The sequence below is a fragment of the Pseudomonas sp. GW822-FHT03F04 genome, assembly GCF_058801405.1.
In genome coordinates this window covers 61,192-78,803 of sequence record NZ_JBXANF010000014.1, presented here as the reverse complement: position 1 = coordinate 78,803, position 17,612 = coordinate 61,192, and the positions used below count along the sequence as shown (strand labels likewise).

At 61.2% G+C, this 17,612-nt stretch carries 15 protein-coding genes; 7 read left to right on the top strand and 8 right to left on the bottom strand.

Translation table 11 applies throughout. The features are described from left to right. Positions 1–61: 61 nt before the first annotated feature. Entirely contained in the window at positions 62–1,402 is a 1,341-nt protein-coding gene (locus AC1RMX_RS27340; protein WP_493073600.1) for an MmgE/PrpD family protein, read from the bottom strand. Positions 1,403–1,525: 123 nt separating this feature from the next. Next, complete coding sequence (locus AC1RMX_RS27335) at positions 1,526–2,485, bottom strand: LysR family transcriptional regulator (protein WP_096821679.1); 960 nt, start codon at positions 2,483–2,485, stop codon at positions 1,526–1,528. Positions 2,486–2,851: 366 nt separating this feature from the next. Here AC1RMX_RS27335 and AC1RMX_RS27330 point away from each other — a divergent pair, with 366 nt between their 5' ends. The 7 genes from AC1RMX_RS27330 to AC1RMX_RS27300 all read left to right on the top strand — a co-directional run bounded on the left by AC1RMX_RS27330 (position 2,852) and on the right by AC1RMX_RS27300 (position 10,942). Beyond that, positions 2,852–3,886 (top strand): quaternary amine ABC transporter ATP-binding protein, encoded by a 1,035-nt coding sequence (locus AC1RMX_RS27330; RefSeq protein ID WP_493073599.1) that lies wholly within the window; start codon positions 2,852–2,854, stop codon positions 3,884–3,886. A 67-nt stretch (positions 3,887–3,953) separates the two neighbouring features. Continuing rightward, positions 3,954–4,907 carry a glycine betaine/L-proline ABC transporter permease ProW gene (proW, locus tag AC1RMX_RS27325; RefSeq protein ID WP_085708380.1) on the top strand — a complete coding sequence of 318 codons (954 nt, stop codon included), beginning with the start codon at positions 3,954–3,956 and terminating at the stop codon, positions 4,905–4,907. A gap of 42 nt (positions 4,908–4,949) precedes the next feature. Continuing rightward, positions 4,950–5,972 (top strand): glycine betaine/L-proline ABC transporter substrate-binding protein ProX, encoded by a 1,023-nt coding sequence (proX, locus tag AC1RMX_RS27320; RefSeq protein WP_493073598.1) that lies wholly within the window; start codon positions 4,950–4,952, stop codon positions 5,970–5,972. Between the two features lie 42 nt (positions 5,973–6,014). Then, a complete protein-coding gene (locus AC1RMX_RS27315; RefSeq protein ID WP_096821682.1) occupies positions 6,015–7,331 on the top strand; it encodes an NAD(P)/FAD-dependent oxidoreductase in 1,317 nt (438 codons plus the stop codon). A gap of 62 nt (positions 7,332–7,393) precedes the next feature. Next, positions 7,394–8,296 (top strand): dihydrodipicolinate synthase family protein, encoded by a 903-nt coding sequence (locus tag AC1RMX_RS27310; protein ID WP_493073596.1) that lies wholly within the window; start codon positions 7,394–7,396, stop codon positions 8,294–8,296. A 1-nt stretch (position 8,297) separates the two neighbouring features. Further along, the gene (locus AC1RMX_RS27305) at positions 8,298–9,788 is read left to right on the top strand and encodes an aldehyde dehydrogenase (protein ID WP_493073595.1); all 1,491 of its coding nucleotides are present in this window, start codon (positions 8,298–8,300) and stop codon (positions 9,786–9,788) included. A 128-nt stretch (positions 9,789–9,916) separates the two neighbouring features. Beyond that, the gene (locus tag AC1RMX_RS27300) at positions 9,917–10,942 is read left to right on the top strand and encodes a GlxA family transcriptional regulator (protein WP_096821824.1); all 1,026 of its coding nucleotides are present in this window, start codon (positions 9,917–9,919) and stop codon (positions 10,940–10,942) included. A 126-nt stretch (positions 10,943–11,068) separates the two neighbouring features. On the opposite strand, the gene dmpG is transcribed toward AC1RMX_RS27300, so the two are convergent. The 6 genes from dmpG to AC1RMX_RS27270 are packed head-to-tail and all read right to left on the bottom strand — an operon-like array spanning position 11,069 to position 17,541. Continuing rightward, on the bottom strand, positions 11,069–12,088 hold the full coding sequence (gene dmpG / locus AC1RMX_RS27295) for a 4-hydroxy-2-oxovalerate aldolase (protein WP_096821685.1): 1,020 nt from the start codon (positions 12,086–12,088) through the stop codon (positions 11,069–11,071). 10 nt (positions 12,089–12,098) lie between these two features. Beyond that, positions 12,099–13,040, bottom strand: coding sequence for an acetaldehyde dehydrogenase (acetylating) (locus AC1RMX_RS27290; protein ID WP_096821686.1), 942 nt, complete (start codon positions 13,038–13,040; stop codon positions 12,099–12,101). 58 nt (positions 13,041–13,098) lie between these two features. After that, positions 13,099–13,890 carry a 2-keto-4-pentenoate hydratase gene (locus AC1RMX_RS27285; RefSeq protein ID WP_096821687.1) on the bottom strand — a complete coding sequence of 264 codons (792 nt, stop codon included), beginning with the start codon at positions 13,888–13,890 and terminating at the stop codon, positions 13,099–13,101. Beyond that, a complete protein-coding gene (gene mhpA, locus AC1RMX_RS27280) occupies positions 13,887–15,638 on the bottom strand; it encodes a bifunctional 3-(3-hydroxy-phenyl)propionate/3-hydroxycinnamic acid hydroxylase MhpA (protein ID WP_493073593.1) in 1,752 nt (583 codons plus the stop codon). Before mhpA ends, AC1RMX_RS27285 begins: the two co-directional genes overlap by 4 nt. A 13-nt stretch (positions 15,639–15,651) precedes the next feature. Next, complete coding sequence (locus tag AC1RMX_RS27275) at positions 15,652–16,662, bottom strand: VOC family protein (RefSeq protein ID WP_493073592.1); 1,011 nt, start codon at positions 16,660–16,662, stop codon at positions 15,652–15,654. A gap of 9 nt (positions 16,663–16,671) precedes the next feature. Beyond that, a complete protein-coding gene (locus AC1RMX_RS27270; RefSeq protein WP_493073591.1) occupies positions 16,672–17,541 on the bottom strand; it encodes an alpha/beta fold hydrolase in 870 nt (289 codons plus the stop codon). Positions 17,542–17,612 lie beyond the last annotated feature (71 nt).

The window sequence follows — 17,612 nt, the reverse complement described above, 5'->3', positions numbered from 1 at the left end:
CTATCTGTGCCAGGAAAGCCGTCACAAACGACATTTCCGGTGGGCAATCGATGCGTTGAGGTTATGGGTGAGGGCGCGCGAAAACCGGCTCGAGCGCGGCGATGGCCGACGCAGACTGATCCAGATTGCGAATGGCCTGTTTCACCGCGAGGCTGCGTTCGCGGCCGAGGCTTGAGGCGAACAGGTCAAACTTCTGCTCCAGTTCTTCGCGGCTCAGGGCCGTTTCGGGATCGCCGCGTGCGGCGGTGATCGGGCTGACGAGCACGCTGCCGTTTTTCAGCGTGACGGTCAGGCGCGACAGAATTTCATTGGGGAACCGCGCGGAAATATCGGCCGCCTCGACGATCTCGATGCGTGCGCTCAGGGCGCGAATGTCGGCGGCGTGGATGGATTCGCCGGTGACTTCGTCCGGCCCGAGTTTGCCCCTGACGATCAGCGCCGCCAGCGGAAAGGCCAGGGCGTATTGCGCCTGATCGGCATCCGCCGGGGTGTGACCTTGCAGGCACATCGACTCGTAGAAGGTCTCGACGCGGATCGTTTCGATCACCTCGGCATTGAGCGCTGGATTCTCCTTTTGCAGTTGCAGCATCGCGGTCAGCGCCGGTTGCGCCCAGCGGCACACTGGCCAGGGTTTGAAATACTGGCTGTCGATTTCCCAGCGCTCACCAAGGTCGCGCCAGTGCTCGGCCACCGAGGCGTCCTCGACGGTTTCTGCCGGCGCGCCGGTCACCCCTTCCTTGGCCATCAGCAGGGCATTCAATCCGACAAAGGCGCCGCTGCCGTGGGCATCGCGCAACATGGTCGGAAACGCGATCAGGCGCATCATCGGGCAACGGGCGCTGAAGTACTCGGCGATGCCGAGTGCATGGCGGAACGTCGGCTCGTCAAAACCCAGCAACCGGGCGCCGGCGCAGATCACACCAATCGCCGAAAAACCGCCGGACGCGTGATAAGTCGGGGAGGTCGCCATCAGGGCTGTTCCGGCGCGCAGTCCGGTTTCATAACCGAGGCACAACGCGCTCAACAGTTCATGCCCGCTAATGTCCTTGCCTTGGTGATGCAGGGCATCGGCGAGGGCAAGGAGAGCCGGTACCACGGTCGCGCCGGCGTGCCCCTTGGATCGGAAGTGGCCTTCGTGGGCATCGAGGCTGTCGGCGGAAAAGCCACCGGCCCAACCCGCGCCCAGCAGATTGACGCGCTGACCGTCGAACAGCAGGCGGCTGCCGTACTCGCCGGCGGGGTAGTGTGAAACGGCAAAACGGCGCAGCGCCACACTGGTGTCGTTGGACGCAGCACCGGCCATGACGCCGACGATATCCAGCAAACTGTTCTGCAGGATCTCCCGGGTCTTGGCCGGCGCCTGGAGGAAATCAAAGTCGCGGCAGAATTCGTAGAGTGACATTCAACAGTTCCTTCCTGTGAGGGGAACCGGCCAGATCCCGGCCGGCGCCGCTCCACAATGAGTCAGGAAGGTGATGCCGCTCCAACGACATTTTCGTCGGGCAATTGATAACTAAACCGATGGCTAGCGGCGCGGAAACTTCGACAGGATCCAGTCGCGAAACCGGCGCAGGGCGTCTTCGTTGTCCGCCGTCTCTCGGCAGCTCAGGTAGTGCCAGCTGTTGCGCAACTGCACTTCCTGTTCAATCGGGCGCACCAGCAAGCCGCGCTGCAACAGCGGCGCAACCAGGTGATTCCAGCCCAGTGCGATGCCCTGATGGGTCAGCACCATGCTGATCAGCAGGTTGTAGTCGTTGGCATTGAAAATCTGCGGGCTGGTCGCCGGGCGGTCGTCGATGTCGATGGACTGAAACGCCAGCCACACGCCCCAATCGACATGCTCGGCGACTTGCGAGCGACCATAAGGGCTCAGGTTCAGCAGGGCCGAATCGCGCACGCCTTCGATGGTCGAGATTTCCGGGTGCTGCTCCAGGTACTGCGGCGTGCACACCGGGTAGATCAGGTCGTGGCACAGCGGGTAGCTGCGATAGCCTTCGCGGATGCGCGAAATCTTGGTGATGAACACGTCGGGTTGCACGCCCGGTTCCATGGTCAGGAAATTCTGGGTGGTGATCAGGTTCAGTTCGATGCCTTCGCTCTGGGCGAAGAATTCCGGCAGGTGATTCGACAGCCACAGCGCAGAGAACGCCGGGGAACAGCAGATGGTCAGCACTTTCTTGCCGGACTGGCTGCTGCGGATGCGCTCGGCGGCCTGGGCGATGTTCACGAATGACAGCTGCGCGGCGTCGAAAAACAGCGCACCCGCCGAAGTGAGCTCGACGGCCCGCCCGACACGGGTGAACAACTGCGCCCCCAGGTAGCTTTCCAGTTCGCGGATCTGCCGGCTGATGGCGGCTTGCGAAACGCACAATGCTTCGGCGGCACGGGTGAAACTCTGATACTTGGCGGCAGCGACAAATGCCTTTACGGCCCTCAAGGACGGCATCTTCAGCAAGATGGTGTCAGGGTCGACATGCTTGGTCATTCGTACGGCCTCCTCACGATACGGCTCCCCGGCGAAGCGCGACGAGGGTAGCCCAAGCCTGCGCGCAGGGATATGCCGGCGTCGCAGCAAGGATAGTCGCAGTCGCTGGTGGGCGATGCCCGCTGCAAGGGGCGGATGCCGGCGTGATCGATAACCCGACGTTATCAACTTGCCCCTGTAAATGTCGTTGGATTAAGCGCGGGGATGCTAATAAATTTGAAACGTCCCTCGTTCCTGGGGTCCCAAAAATAATAAAAGGAAACCCGTCGTGACGACATATGACTATTACCGCTGCCGCTTAAAACCAGTTTCGCTCGATTGCATGTTGCTTGAACCCGAATATGCACAACGCGATGGAGGCAAGGTATGACTCGCTCCGACGAAATAATCTGCGTCAAGAATGTATATAAAGTCTTCGGCTCACAGCCAGCACTGGCCATGAAGTTGATAAAAGAAGGTGCATCGAAAGCCGAAGTCTTCAAAAAGACCGGGCAGGCCATTGGTGTGTTCGATGCCAACTTCTCGGTCAAGCGAGGCGAGATCTTTGTCATCATGGGTTTGTCCGGTTCCGGCAAATCGACCATGGTCCGACTGTTCAATCGCCTGATCGAACCCACCGCCGGCAACATCTTTCTGAATGGCCGGGAAATCACCGGTCTGGGCGACAAGGACCTGTTGCAGGTGCGCCGCAAAGACATGGGCATGGTCTTCCAGTCGTTTGCCTTGATGCCGCACATGAGCGTCATCGACAACGTCAGCTTCGGCCTGGAAATCAGCGGAGTCGGCGAAAAGGAACGTTACTGCCGGGCCATGGGCGCCCTTGAACAGGTCGGGCTTTCCGGGCAGGAAATGTGCTTCCCCCATCAGCTCTCCGGCGGCATGCAACAGCGGGTCGGCCTGGCCCGGGCGCTGGCTAACGATCCGGCCATCCTGCTGATGGACGAAGCGTTCTCCGCGCTCGATCCGATGATCCGAAGCGAGATGCAGGGCGAGCTGATCAAGCTTCAGGCCGAGCAGGATCGCACCATCATTTTCATCTCCCACGACATTGAAGAAGCCGTGCGCATCGGCCATCGCATCGCGATCATGGAGGGCGGGCGCGTGGTGCAGATCGGCACGCCCCGTGAATTGCTGTGCAACCCGGTGAACCAGTATGTCCGGGATTTCTTCAACGGTTTCGACACCAGCCGGATATTGCGGGCAGGCGATATCGCGCAAACCGATTCGGGCATTACGTATGACCCGGCCCGTCAAACCCCGATCAAGGCCGACGCTTCCTTGCGCGAGATCTTTCATATAGTCGCCGCTTCTTCAACACCGATGCCGGTGGTCGATGAAGTTGGACTTTATAAAGGGTCGATCTCGCAGGGGCATCTTTTAAGTTGTCTCGGTAATAACTGAACGCTTGTTTAACAGCGCTTCTGTTTAAAAAGAATGATCACGCAGTACGCAAGTGCGAGGTAGCGTCATGTCCGACTTTAACTTTCTGGATCCCTTCCAGAGTTTGAATATTCCTCTGGGGTCGTGGGTTGAAACCGCCCTTAAATATCTGGTGCATAACTTCCGGGATGTCTTCCGCTCGATTCGCTGGCCGGTCGATCAGGTGCTCGACGGCGTCCAGTGGGGGCTGCTTTCGCTGCCGCCGACGGTCTTCATCATCATCGCCGGGCTTATCAGCTGGCAGATCGGCGGCAAACGTATCGCGATCTTCAGTGTGGCGACGTTGACCGGGCTCGGACTGATCGGCGTGTGGAACGACGCGATGGTCACCCTGGCGCTGGTGCTGACCTCGCTGTTGTTCTGCGCGGTGATCGGGATTCCGCTGGGCATCCTCTGTGCCCGCAGCGACCGCACGGAAATGATCATCCGCCCGGTGCTCGACGCCATGCAGACCCTGCCGGCGTTCGTGTACCTGGTGCCGGTGGTGATGCTGTTCGGCATCGGCAACGTGCCCGGTGTGATTGTCACGATCATCTTCTCTGTCGCGCCGCTGGTACGGCTGACCAATCTCGGCATCCGTCAGGTGCCGGCGGACAAGGTCGAGGCGGCGCGGGCCTTTGGCTGCACACCGATGCAGATGCTGATGAAGGTTCAACTGCCGCTGGCCGCGCCGACCATGATGGCCGGGTTGAACCAGACCTTGATGCTGTCGCTGTCGATGGTGGTGGTCGCCTCGATGATTTCGGTCGGCGGGCTGGGGCTGATGGTGCTCAGCGGCATCGGTCGCCTCGACATGGGCCTGGCCAGTGTCGGCGGGGCAGGGCTGGTGTTGCTGGCGGTGTTCCTCGATCGCCTGACCCAGGCCATGGGTGAACGCAGCAGCGATCTGGCCACCGGGCAGCGCTGGTATGAGAGCGGGCCGGTCGGCCTGGTCATGAAGTTGAAGAAAAAGAAGAACGTTGCTCGTGCGGTCATTAACTGAACCTTTCTGCTCACCGATCAAAACTCCAAAGCGTGGTGAAACATGAAACTGGCAAATCTCAAGAAAAGCGTCGTGGCGAGTCTGGTTGCTTCAGTCATGGGCACGATTCTGTGTTCCGCAGCGTACGCGGCTGACGCCAACAAGCCCGGCGCCGGTGTGTCGATCACGCCGATTTTCCCGACCATCGCCGAAGAGCGTTTTCGCGGTGAAGTGGTCATGGCCGGGCTCAAGGAACTGGGCTACGACGTCAAGCAGCCTAAGGAGACCGATTACCCGGCGATGTTCCTGGCGCTTTCTTACGGCGACGCGGATTTCACCGTGCATGAATGGGAAAACCTGCACGAAGCCTTTTATGAAAAGGCCGGCGGTGATGACGTGATGGTCAAGGTCGGGCAGATCATGAAGGGCGTGTTGCAGGGTTACCTGATCGACAAGAAAACCGCAGACGCCTATCACATCAAGGATCTGTCGGATCTGAAGAAGCCGGAGATCGCCAAACTGTTCGACAGCAACGGTGACGGCAAGGCCGATCTGACCGGTTGCAACCCGGGCTGGGGCTGCGAGGTCATGGTCGAGCACCACATGAAGGCTTACGGCCTGGAACCCACCGTCGTCGACAACCGCGGCTCGTACTTCGCGTTGATGGCCGACACCATCGCCCGCTACCAGCAAGGCAAGCCCGTGCTGTTCTTCACCTGGGTGCCGCAGTGGATTTCCAGCGTGCTGGTCGAAGGGCGCGACGTGGTCTGGCTGCCGGTGCCGTACACCGACCTGCCTGACGGCAAGGAAAGCAAGGACACCTTCTACGAAGGCAAAAACCTCGGCTTTCCGGTGGACACGATCAATGCCGTCATGAACAAGGAATTCGCCGAGAAGAACCCGGTGGCCCGCAAGTTCCTCTCCGAAGTCAGCATCAGCACCGCCGACGAAAGTGCGCAGAACCTGAAGATGCAGCAGGGCGAGAAGTCCCTCGCCGACATCAAGCGCCACGCCGCCGAATGGATCAAGGCCCACCAGCAAAGCTACGACGGCTGGCTGAGCGATGCGCGCGCGGCGGCCAAGTAAGCCGGTTCGATTTGTCCTCCCTACGATAGACGGTTCAACACTATGAAAGTCAGTTCGCTACCTGCCGATGATGACAGTTGTGGCTGGTTCCACCTGAGCCGCCCACGCAGCCCCGAGCCCGGTCATCGGGGACATCGCTCGGCCCGTTGGGTGATTGTCGGTGCCGGTTTCACCGGGCTGGCCGCTGCCCGGCAACTGGCGCTGAGTTTTCCTGATGACGAAGTGGTGCTGGTCGAGGCGCAGGAAGTGGGGTTGGGGCCGTCCGGTCGCAATGCCGGTTTTGCCATCGATCTGCCCCACGACATCGGGGCCGAGGACTACATCGGCGATATCGACCTGGCCCGGACCAGTCTGAAACTCAATCTGGCCGGCCAGTCGATCCTGCGTTGCCTGGTCGACCGGTTCAACATCGAGTGCCAGATGAAAGCCTGCGGCAAGTATCAGGCCGCCGTCGAAGAGCGTGGCATTGCGGTGCTGGAGGCTTATCGCCGGGGGCTCGACAAACTCGGTCAGCCTTATCAGATGATCGATGCGGACGAGTTGCCCTCGCACCTGGGAACGCACTTTTATCGCAAGGCCTTGTACACGCCCGGTGCGGTGCTGGTTCAGCCTTCGGCGCTGGTGAAAGGGCTGGCGGACAGTCTGCCGGCGAACGTCACCTTGTACGAACGCACGCCAATTCTGGAAGTGGAGTACGGCCGCCAGACGGTTCTCAAGCACGCTTACGGCAGCATCACCGCCGACAAACTGATCCTCGCCAACAACTCGTTCGGCATGCGTTTCGGCTTTCTGCAGGGGCGAATGCTGCCCATCTACACCTACGCCAGCATCACTCGGCCGCTGACTGAAGAAGAGCAGGCGCGCCTGGGTGGCAAACCGTTCTGGGGCGCGATTCCGGCCGATCCGTTCGGCACCACGGTGCGCCGCACGCCGGACAACCGCTTGCTGATCCGCAACAGCTTCAGCTTCAACCCCGACGGGCGCAGCAACAGCAAATACAACGAGCGGTTCGTGCACCGTCACCGAGCCTCGTTCGATCAGCGCTTTCCGATGCTGCCGGGCGTGCCGTTCGAATACACCTGGGGCGGCGCGCTGGCCATGTCGAGGAACCACAACGGCTTCTTCGGCGAACTGGCACCGAACGTTTACGGCGCGCTGGGTTGCAATGGCCTGGGCGTGACCCGGGGCACGGTCACCGGCAAGTTGCTGGCCGACTGGCTGGCCGGGCAGCGTGACGAACTGATCGATTTCCTGCTGCAAGCGCCGGGGCCCAACGGCAATCCACCGCAACCGTTTCTTTCCCTCGGGGTGAACATGAACCTCAAGTGGGGGCAGTACCGCGCCGGTCGAGAAAGTTGAATGAGGTCTTCGAGTCATTGAGGGCTTAGCGATTGAACACTGCAAACACTGGAGAAAACCCTATGAACTTTGACGGCATCTTTACCCCCGCCATTACGCCTTTGTCCGCCGATGGCCAGATCGATTACTCGGCCTTCGCCGAGGTGCTCGAGTACCTGATCGAGTCGCGGGTTCACGGCATCGTTATCGGTGGTTCGACCGGCGAGTACTACGCCCACACCACCGCCGAGCGGTTGAAAGTGGCCGAGCGCGCCAGGGAAGTGATCAACGGTCGCATTCCGCTGGTGATCGGCACGGGCGGGATCCGCACCGAAGATGCGGTGGCCTTCGCCGAGCACGCCAAGTCGATCGAGGCCGACGCCATTCTGGTGGGCTCGCCGCCGTATGCCTTGCCGACGCAAAAGGAAATCGCCGCGCACGTGCTGGCCGTGGACAAGGCTGCCGGTCTGCCGATCATGCTCTACAACTATCCGGCGCGGATGGGCGTAGCGATGGGCCCTGAGTTCTTCGATGCGATTGCCGGTTGCAAGAACATCGTCGCGATCAAGGAAAGCTCCGGCGACACCGCCCAGTTGCATCGTCTGGCGCATTCGCATTCCTCGATCCAGCTGTCCTGCGGCTGGGACGACATGGCCCTGGAGTTCTTTGCCTGGGGCGCGCGCAGCTGGGTTTGCGCCGGTTCGAACTTCATTCCGGCCGAGCACATCGCGCTGTACGAAGCCTGCGTTCTGGAGAAGAACTTCGACAAAGGGCGGCGGATCATGTCGGCCCTGTTGCCGCTGATGGACGTGCTGGAAAGCGGCAAGTTCGTCCAGTCGATCAAGCACGGCAGCGAGCTGGTCGGCCTGCGTGCCGGTGGCGTGCGCAAGCCGATGCAGCCGCTGGAAGCGTCCGAGAAGGAAGTGCTGGAAAGCGTGATCAAAACCCTCAAACAGAATGTCGCGCGCATCGTCGCGGAGGTTTGAAATGGCCGAACTTCTGAGTCAAGCGCAATACCGCGAACTGGCGGCGAAGCTTGAGTTTCGCAATCAGACGTTCATCAACGGCGAGTTTCGCAGCGCGCTGTCCGGCAAGACGTTCACCACGACCAACCCGGCCACGGAAGCGGTGTTGACCGAGATTACCGCTTGCGGTGCCCAGGACGTGGACGTTGCTGTCGCCGCCGCCAAGGCCGCGTTCGAAGACGGGCGCTGGCAAGGGCTGGCGCCTTCGGCGCGCAAATCGGTGTTGCTGCGGTTCGCCCAATTGCTGGAAGACCACTCTCATGAACTGGCGGTGCTGGAAAGCCTCGACAGCGGCAAACCGATCCGCGAATGCCAGAACATCGACGTGCCCGAAACGATTCATACCCTGCGCTGGCACGCCGAGCTGATCGACAAGATCTACGACTCGACTGCGCCGACCGGTAACGGCGCGGTGACCATGGTGGTACGCGAACCGATCGGCGTGGTCGGCCTGGTGTTGCCGTGGAATTTCCCGCTGCTGATGCTCGCGTGGAAGATCGGCCCGTCGCTGGCCGCCGGTTGCTCCATCGTGGTCAAACCGGCCAAGGAAACCACCCTGAGCACCCTTCGCGTGGCCGAGCTGGCGCATCAGGCGGGGCTTCCAGCCGGTGTGTTCAACGTGGTGCCCGGCGGCGGCAAGGAGGCGGGCGAACCGCTGGGCCGTCATCCGGATGTCGCGATGGTCAGCTTCACCGGATCCACCGAAACCGGGCGCTTGTTCCTCAAGTATTCCAGCGAATCCAACCTGAAACGCATCGTGCTGGAGTGCGGAGGCAAGAACCCGGCGGTGGTGATGAACGATGTCGAAGACGTCGATCTGGTCGCCCAGCACGTGGTCAACGGTGCGTTCTGGAACATGGGCGAGAACTGCTCGGCTTCGTCGCGGCTGATCGTGCACACGGACATCAAGGAACAACTGCTCCAGCGCGTTAAGGTGCATCTGGCCGACTGGAAAATGGGCGATCCACTGGACCCGGAAAACCGTCTGGGCTCGATGATCAGCAAGGCGCATTTCGAGAAGGTCCGCTCGTACCTCGACCATGCCCGGGACGAGAATCTTTCGGTGCTGGCGGGGGGCAATACGGCCGACAACATTTTCGTCGAACCGACCATCGTGGATGGCGTCGGCCGTGACAGTCGTCTGTTCCAGGAAGAAATCTTCGGCCCGGTGCTGAGCGTGACCACGTTCACCTCCGTTGACGAAGCGATCAACCTGGCTAACGACACGGCTTATGGCCTGGCAGCCTCGGCCTACACCGGCAGCCTGCGCCATGCGCTGAAACTCTCGCGGGGTATCCGCGCCGGCATCGTCACCGTGAACTGCTTCGGCGAGGGCGACGCTTCGACGCCTTTCGGCGGGTACAAGGAGTCGGGTTTCGGCGGGCGCGACAAGTCGATCTGGGCCCATGACCAATACACCGAGTTGAAAACCATCTGGATCGACGCGTCCTGATCCATCGCGGTTCGCCGCAGGTCACTTTCGCCCCGATCGGCACGCGCGTGCCGGTTGGGGCGAATTGCGTTCATTCCCGAGTATTTTGCCGCCCCGGCGGTTAGCATGGCGCTACAACAATGAAACCGATGGACCACACCTTGATCGAACGACGCCAATTCAGCGGTGGCATGAAGGGCAAGAACCTTCGCTACCTGAACGAGCCTTCCTCCGGGGCGGGGCGCATGACCCGCACGGGTTTTGTGCTGCTGGAGCATTTTTCCCTGCCAGCGTTTACTCAGGCGCTGGACACCATCATTACTTCGAATCTGCTGCGCCCCGGTCTGTTTTCCACGCGAACCTTTGGTCTGAGCGATGGCGAGGTGATCAGCGATCTGGGTCTGGTCATTCGCCCGGATGCGCGACTGGAGGCGGGCGCGATACAAGAACTGGATCTGCTGGTGATCTGCGGCGGCTACCGCACGGAATTGAAGGCCAGTGACGAGTTTATCGGTCTGCTGAAAATGGCCGCCGAGGCGGGAGTGATACTCGCCGGGTTGTGGAACGGTTCATGGTTTCTGGGGCGGGCAGGAGTGCTGGAAGGCTATCGCTGTGCGATCCACCCGGAACATCGGCCGGCGTTGGCGGAAATCTCCAAAGCGACCCAGGTCAGCAGCGAGCCCTATGTAATCGACCGCGACCGGTTGACGGCATCGAGTCCGTCCGGCGCCTTCCACATGGCGCTGGACTGGATCAAGAGCCTGCACGACAAGGCGCTTGTCGAAGGGATCGAAGACATTCTGGCGTTCGAGGAATCGCGCTACCGGCGGATCAAACCCACCGAAAACATCAGCGTCAGCGCGCCGTTGCGCGAAGTGGTGAAGCTGATGGATGCCAACCTGGAAGAACCGCTGGAGCTGGAACAACTGGCGGTGTATGCCGGGCGTTCCCGGCGTCAGCTGGAGCGGCTGTTCAAGGAACAACTGGGCACCACGCCGCAGCGTTATTACATGGAACTGCGCATCACCGAGGCCCGGCGTCTGCTGCAGCACACCGAGCTGTCTCAGGTGGATGTGCTGGTGGCTTGCGGGTTCGTCTCGCCGAGTCATTTCAGCAAGTGCTACAGCGCCTATTTCGGTTATCGGCCGTCCAAGGAAAAACGGCTCGTCAAATGATAAGAACAAGGTGCATATCGTGGACACCCGAAGTCGCAGCGCTGACACGCTGCCGGAGCTCCACCGGATACAGTTCCGAGACCGGCCCACCGCGGCATGGGCGATAAGCCGGCAACGTTGCACGGTTCAACGCTTGAGCAGATCCAGCGCGACGTCGACGATCATGTCTTCCTGACCGCCGACCATGCGCCGCTTGCCCAGCTCGACAAGAATGTCGAGGGTCTTGAGACCATATTTGGCGGCGGCAATTTCGGCATGCCGCAAGAAGCTTGAATAGACGCCGGCATAACCCAGTGCCAACGTTTCACGGTCGACCCGCACCGGCCGGTCCTGCAGCGGGCGGACGATGTCGTCGGCGGCGTCGAGCAGCGTGTAGAGGTCGGTGCCGTGGTTCCAGCCGAGACGTTCGGCGGCGGCAATAAAAACCTCCAGCGGCGCGTTGCCGGCACCAGCCCCCATTCCGGCCAGACTTGCATCGATCCGGTCGCAGCCTTCCTCGACGGCGGTTATCGAGTTGGCGACGCCCAGCGACAGGTTGTGGTGGGCGTGCATGCCGGTTTCGGTTTCCGGTTTCAGAACGGCTTTGAAAGCCCGGAAGCGCTCGCGAACATCCTGCATGTTCATCGCGCCACCGGAGTCGGCCATGTACACGCAGGTGGCGCCATAGCTTTCCATCAGCCGGGCCTGGGCCGCCAGGTGCTCAGGGGCGATCATGTGGCTCATCATCAGGAAACCGACGGTGTCCATGCCCAGCTCGCGAGCATATTCAATGTGCTGTTTCGAAACGTCGGCTTCCGTACAGTGCGTGGCGATGCGCACCACCCGTGCACCGGCGTCATAGGCGGCCTTGAGGTCGTGCACCGTGCCGATCCCCGGCAGCAGCAGGGTGGTGATTTTGGCGTGCTCGAGGACATCGGCCGCCGCTTCGATCCATTCCAGATCGGTATGGGCAGCGAAACCATAGTTGAAGCTCGAACCCTGCAGGCCGTCGCCGTGAGCGATTTCGATCGAATCGACCCTGGCCTTGTCCAGTGCGCGCGCAATGTCCTGCACATTCTGAAGAGAGTACTGATGGCGGATGGCATGGCTGCCGTCGCGCAGGGTGACGTCGGAGATATAGATTTTCTTGCCGGGATTGAATGTCATGTCGGGCCCCTCAGGCGTTGAGCATCGACTGCGCCATGCGCTCGGCGGTGGCCAAGGCAGCGGAGGTCATGATATCGAGATTGCCGGCGTACGCAGGCAGGTAATGGGCGGCGCCTTCGACCTCAAGGAATACCGAGATTTTGAGGCCGCTGAAGCGCCCCAGTCCCGGAATGTTCAGAGGTGTCGATTCGGCAATGACGTCAAACTGAACCTTCTGTTTCAGGCGATAGCCCGGCACATAGGCCTGGACTGCCGCCACCATCTCCTCGACGGAAGCCTCGATCTGCGCCTGATCGGCGGTTTCGGACAGCACGAATACCGTGTCACGCATCATCAGTGGCGGTTCGGCGGGGTTCATGATGATCATCGCCTTGCCTTTGGAAGCCCCACCCACCATTTCGATGGCCCTGGAGGTGGTTTCCGTGAACTCGTCGATGTTGGCGCGGGTGCCGGGGCCGGCAGACTTGCTGGCGATCGAGGCGACGATTTCGGCGTAGTGAACCCGGGCAACACGGGATACGGCGGCGACCACTGGAATGGTCGCCTGACCACCACAGGTGACCATGTTGACGTTGAGTCGATCCAGGTTTTGCTCCAGGTTGACCACTGGAATGCAGTAAGGGCCGATAGCCGCCGGAGTGAGGTCGATCAGGCGGATACCCGGCTTGATCGAGCGCAGGCGTTTTTCGTTCTCGATATGGGCGCTAGCCGAGGTGGCGTCGAAGACGAAATCGATGTCCTTGAACGCGTCCATGCGGGCCAGGCCTTCAACCCCCTCGTGGGTGGTCGCGACGCCCATGCGTTCGGCGCGGGCGAGGCCGTCGGATGCAGGGTCGATCCCGACCATCACCGCCATTTCCAGGTGTCTGGCGTTGCGCAGAATCTTGATCATCAGGTCGGTACCGATGTTGCCGGAGCCGATGATGGCGACCTTGAGTTTGGTTTGACTCATGGGAGCAATCTCTCAAATTGGCCAGGCCACGACAGCCTGGCGCAGAAGGACGGGCAGGTCAGATGAAGCGGCAACGGATCTGGCCAAGTCGGGTCAGGTGCAAGTGCAGGCTGTCCCCGGCCACGACAGGCGTCATCGGCCCCAGGGCGCCGGAAAGCAGCACCTCACCGGCCTGCAAGGGACGGCCCATCCGGGCCATGGTGCGAGCCAGCCACAGGCAGGCGTCCACCGGATTGCCGAGGCATGCGGCACCGACACCGATCGAAGCCGTGGCGGCATTTTTTTCCAGCAGCATGCCTTCCAGCCGAAGGTCCAGCGAGGCGAGTGGAGTCGGCTGTTTACCCAGCACATACAACCCTGATGAAGCGTTGTCCGCCACCGTGTCCACCAGCGATATGTTCCAGTTCTCGATGGCCGAGTCGACGATTTCCAGCGCAGGCACCACGTACTCGACCGCCCGCAGCAGTTCCGCGAGGGTCGTATCTTCATACGGAAGATCGCGGCCCAGAACGAACGCAATCTCGCCTTCGGCCTTGGGCTGAATCAACTGACTGATCTGGATCTCACCGCCATCGGCGATTTCCATATCGGCGAACAGCATGCCGAAATCCGGTTGATCGACGCCCAGTTGCTGTTGCACGGCAGCCGAGGTCAGTCCGATTTTGCGGCCGACCAGACGCCGCCCCTGGGCCAGGGCCCGTTGGGTGTTGATCTCCTGTACGGCATAGGCGCCGGTCAACGAATCGATACCGAAAGTGGACGAGATCCGTGCACAGGGCTCGCGTTGCTCCCGTGCTCTGGCCAAGGCAGCGGCGGCGTCTTGCAGAGGCTGCAAAGGGAACTGGCTCATGCGATTTTCCTCAGCAGCCGAGGCTCGTCTGCGACGACTTCAGCGCCGGGGCTCCATTGCAGCTGGAACTTGAGTTCGTTGATGGCCCGATCCAGATCCGCAGCCTCGACCATGGCGAAGGTGAATTTGTCCGGGCGCACCACGGCGATGGCTCCGCTGGAGAACCCCGAGCGTTTGAACCAGGCGACCATCTCACCCTGCACATCCTCCAGTTCGACCAACTCTTGGGTATTGGAACGATCGGTACCGGCGCCCTGTGGACGGGTGCCGAACGGGAAGAGGGTGGCGAAGCGTGTGTGCTGGATATCCAGCAGTTTCCGGGACGCCTGACTCAGGTGGACGCGTGGATCGACCTCAAGTCCTATCAAGGCAAAACCGTCGCCCAGCAGATCATCGAGCAATACACGCTGGCCCTTGAAGGTGCGGACTTCGGGTTGCGGAATCATCCGGCCTTCCGGCGAGCGCCGATGGCGGCGAGGCATGCCCAGATAGCTGTCAGGGGCATAGGTCGGGGCCGGTTTGAAACGGCCTTCGCGAACATAGCGGCCGAGAAATGGCGTCGCCAGGACGGTCTTGACCAGCAGGTTGCGCATCAGGCTGGAAACCGGGCTGGACATCGAGACGAAGTCCTTCATCTGCACCGAAATATCAATCATCGCCTTGGCATGGTGGAAGCGTTCGCTGCCATAGGTGTCGAGCAGCCGATCACCGGCTTGCCCCTTGATCACGGCGTCGATTTTCCAGGCCAGGTTGTAGGCGTCACGCACGCCGGAACTCATGCCCTGGCCCATGAACTGCGGCGTCATGTGGGCAGCATCGCCGGCAATCAAAACCCGGCCCTTGCGCCAATCCTTCGCCACCAGCGCGTTGAAGGTGTAGACCAGCTTGCGTTTGACCTCGAACTTGTCCGGATCGACGTAGCGGCTGATCAGGTTACGCACCACGGTCGGGTCTTCCATCTGTTCGCGAGTCTGGCCGGGCATCAGCATGAATTCGAAGCGATGGAAACGACCGGGCTGAGGACAGCAGACTGTCGGGCATTCAGGGTCGCAGATAAAGCTGAAGTAGGGCAGATGACGCAAGGCATCCTCGCCTTCCTTCATTTCCAGGTCGACCACCAGCCAGGGTTCGGGAAAGTTCTTGCCGCTCATGCCGATGCCCAAGGCCTCACGGACCGTACTGCGGCCGCCGTCAGCCCCCACCAGATAGCGCCCGCGAATGGTTTGCGGATCCGGATCGATTTCGCAGGCCTGACGGGCATCCGTCGCATCACTGAAGCGGAAGGTGCTGGTGGCCTGATGGGTCACGGTCACGCCCTGTTCATCCTGGGTGAACTGCGTGAGTTCACGACCACGGGCAACCCTCACATTGGGATAGCGCTCGAGCAGATCGCTCAGCGTGGTTTCCAGCCAGGGCTGGTAAAGGAAGTTGATGATCGGCCAGCCATAGGGGCGATCGAGGCGCCAGTACTGGCCGAGGATCTTGCCATTGGCCAGCACCCACTGAGCGGGCGTATCGACTTGCATGTTGGCTGAAAGCTCGGAGGCAACGCCGGCCGCCTGCATGACGCGCATGCACTCGTCGTCCGTATAGACCGCCCGGGCGTTGCCATAAAACATGGGCTCGCGTTCCAGCACCAGCACCGACAGACCACGCTTGCCGAGCAGATGCGCGAGCGTGGCGCCCGTCGGGCCAAGCCCGGAAATAATCACATCGACGCTCGTTACAGACTCGCTTTTGTTATTCATGACGATATCTCTCTTACAGCGGTGAATATTCGGGCTTGAGCAATGAACGTGTGGCGCGGGCGAAGTTGGCCAGGTTGGTGGTCAACGTGTGCCAGGCACCGCTTTTCTCCGGGCGATGCCCCCAAAGGCTGATGCCTTGATAGGAGGTTGTGCGCCACTGCGCCTCATCGACCACCCTGGCGTTGCAACCCAGTTCCAGCTCGAAACCGCTGGGGCTCATCACGTAGAACGATTGCTCACGGTCGTTGGGGTGCTCACCGATTTCGTGGGCCATTTCGAAACCGAGGGTCCGGCAGCGCAAATAGGCGTTGGTCAGTTCGCTGACCGAGGTGGTCAGCATGTTCATGTGCTGCACTCGGGTACGAATCGGATCCATCGGCAGGCCACGCACGCGGGCGATGGCAATCGAGTGGTGACGTTCGTTGACCCGGAAGAAATCAATGTCCAGGGTCACTCCGGCAATCCGCTCGACGATGTGGTCGCTGGCTCTTGCATCAAATATTTCCTGCCAGAAACGCTGCATCTGCTGTGGCTTGCGCGAGGTGATCGCCAGGTGGCCCATGCCGGCGGACCCGGTGATGAAACCTGCACTGAGCATGTTCAGCGGCTTGTCGCTCAGCAGCGGCTCCCAGAACAGCTCGACGGCCATACGTTTGGGGCCGAGCACCCGCCAGAACCTTTTCACCCCACGTTGTGCGGCTTCTTCCGGTTGGCTGGGTTGCGCTTCGATACCGAGGCGTTGCAGGCGCTTGAGCACTTCGTCGAGGGTGGACTGGTCGCGTAATTGCCAGCCGACGGCAAGAAAATCTTCCTGCGGACCGCGCTGGATAATGATCCGCCGCTGGTGCTGATCCATACGAAAAGCCAGGGTTTGCTCGTCCGAGCTGGCCAGGTGCAGGCCGATGCCGTGCTGGAGCAGCTCACGCCAACGCGCCAGGTGGCGGGACTCGATCAATGCATAGCCCATGCTGCTGGCGCCGAAGATGTCCGTCGTTGTCCGACTGATCGTTGCTTGATTGTTCATGACGACAACTCAGCGCGCTGTGCGACTGGCGAGGAACGCCAGAGTCACGGAGTTGAATTCGTCCGCACGTTCCCACTGAACCCAATGACCGGTCCGGCTGAACAGGTAGAGGTTGCAATCCGGCATGCGGCTGCGCAGCGCCTCACCGCCGCTGGGACGATTGACCTTGTCGTCCGCGCCCCAGAGCACCAGGGTCGGAACCTGACAATGCTTGAGGCGTGAATCGCGGGTGAAATCCCAGCGCGAGAAGCGGGGAATACCGGTTGGCCGGCGCAGGGGAGGGGCCGCAATGACCTGCGGGTCGATACTCGCCTCGAAACGCTCGCGGATCATCTCGTCACTGACCTGGCTGCCGTCATACACCAGGTAGTCCCGGATAAAACGCGTGATCTTGGCCAGCGTCGGGCCTTCACCGTTGTAGTAGTCGAGCAGCAGCTTGAGACCGGGTGACGGCAGGCTGCGAGTGGTATTGACGCCACCGGGGCCCATCAGCACCAGAGCCGACACCCGGCCGGGTGCATCCAGCGCCATGCGCAAGGCACAGGCACCACCCAACGAGTTGCCCACCACGTGAGCGCTGCTGATGTTCAGGGTGTCGAGCAGGCCGAGCATCGCCCCCGCCAGATCGCCGAAGGGGTCCTTGCGCTCCACACCTTTGGTGGATCGGCCGTAACCGGGCATGTCGACCACAATGACGCGGAACTGCCGGGCAAGCGATTCGATATTGCGCGAGTAGTTGGAGAGCCCCGAGGCTCCCGCTCCGCCACCGTGAAGCATCAGCAGGGGATGGCCGACGCCCGTTTCGCTGATGAAAATCTGCCGACGACCCACTTGTACCGTGCGCGAGGTCAGGGCAGGAAGAGGTTCTTTATTGTTCATTGTCAGTTCCTGGCGTAAGGCACTTCGACCCGGGCGGTGGGTCAGTGCTTGCGACAGACTCTAACACTCAA

Bases quoted from the DNA above. Each gene is read 5' to 3' on its own strand.
- AC1RMX_RS27305 (WP_493073595.1), top strand. From the start codon at position 8,298: ATGGCCGAACTTCTGAGTCAAGCGCAATACCGCGAACTGGCGGCGAAG.
- AC1RMX_RS27330 (WP_493073599.1), top strand. From the start codon at position 2,852: ATGACTCGCTCCGACGAAATAATCTGCGTCAAGAATGTATATAAAGTC.
- AC1RMX_RS27300 (WP_096821824.1), top strand. From the start codon at position 9,917: ATGGACCACACCTTGATCGAACGACGCCAATTCAGCGGTGGCATGAAG.
- AC1RMX_RS27270 (WP_493073591.1), bottom strand. From the start codon at position 17,541: ATGAACAATAAAGAACCTCTTCCTGCCCTGACCTCGCGCACGGTACAA.
- dmpG (WP_096821685.1), bottom strand. From the start codon at position 12,088: ATGACATTCAATCCCGGCAAGAAAATCTATATCTCCGACGTCACCCTG.
- proW (WP_085708380.1), top strand. From the start codon at position 3,954: ATGTCCGACTTTAACTTTCTGGATCCCTTCCAGAGTTTGAATATTCCT.
- AC1RMX_RS27335 (WP_096821679.1), bottom strand. From the start codon at position 2,485: ATGACCAAGCATGTCGACCCTGACACCATCTTGCTGAAGATGCCGTCC.
- proX (WP_493073598.1), top strand. From the start codon at position 4,950: ATGAAACTGGCAAATCTCAAGAAAAGCGTCGTGGCGAGTCTGGTTGCT.
- AC1RMX_RS27290 (WP_096821686.1), bottom strand. From the start codon at position 13,040: ATGAGTCAAACCAAACTCAAGGTCGCCATCATCGGCTCCGGCAACATC.
- AC1RMX_RS27315 (WP_096821682.1), top strand. From the start codon at position 6,015: ATGAAAGTCAGTTCGCTACCTGCCGATGATGACAGTTGTGGCTGGTTC.
- AC1RMX_RS27285 (WP_096821687.1), bottom strand. From the start codon at position 13,890: ATGAGCCAGTTCCCTTTGCAGCCTCTGCAAGACGCCGCCGCTGCCTTG.
- AC1RMX_RS27275 (WP_493073592.1), bottom strand. From the start codon at position 16,662: ATGAACAATCAAGCAACGATCAGTCGGACAACGACGGACATCTTCGGC.
- AC1RMX_RS27310 (WP_493073596.1), top strand. From the start codon at position 7,394: ATGAACTTTGACGGCATCTTTACCCCCGCCATTACGCCTTTGTCCGCC.
- AC1RMX_RS27340 (WP_493073600.1), bottom strand. From the start codon at position 1,402: ATGTCACTCTACGAATTCTGCCGCGACTTTGATTTCCTCCAGGCGCCG.
- mhpA (WP_493073593.1), bottom strand. From the start codon at position 15,638: ATGAATAACAAAAGCGAGTCTGTAACGAGCGTCGATGTGATTATTTCC.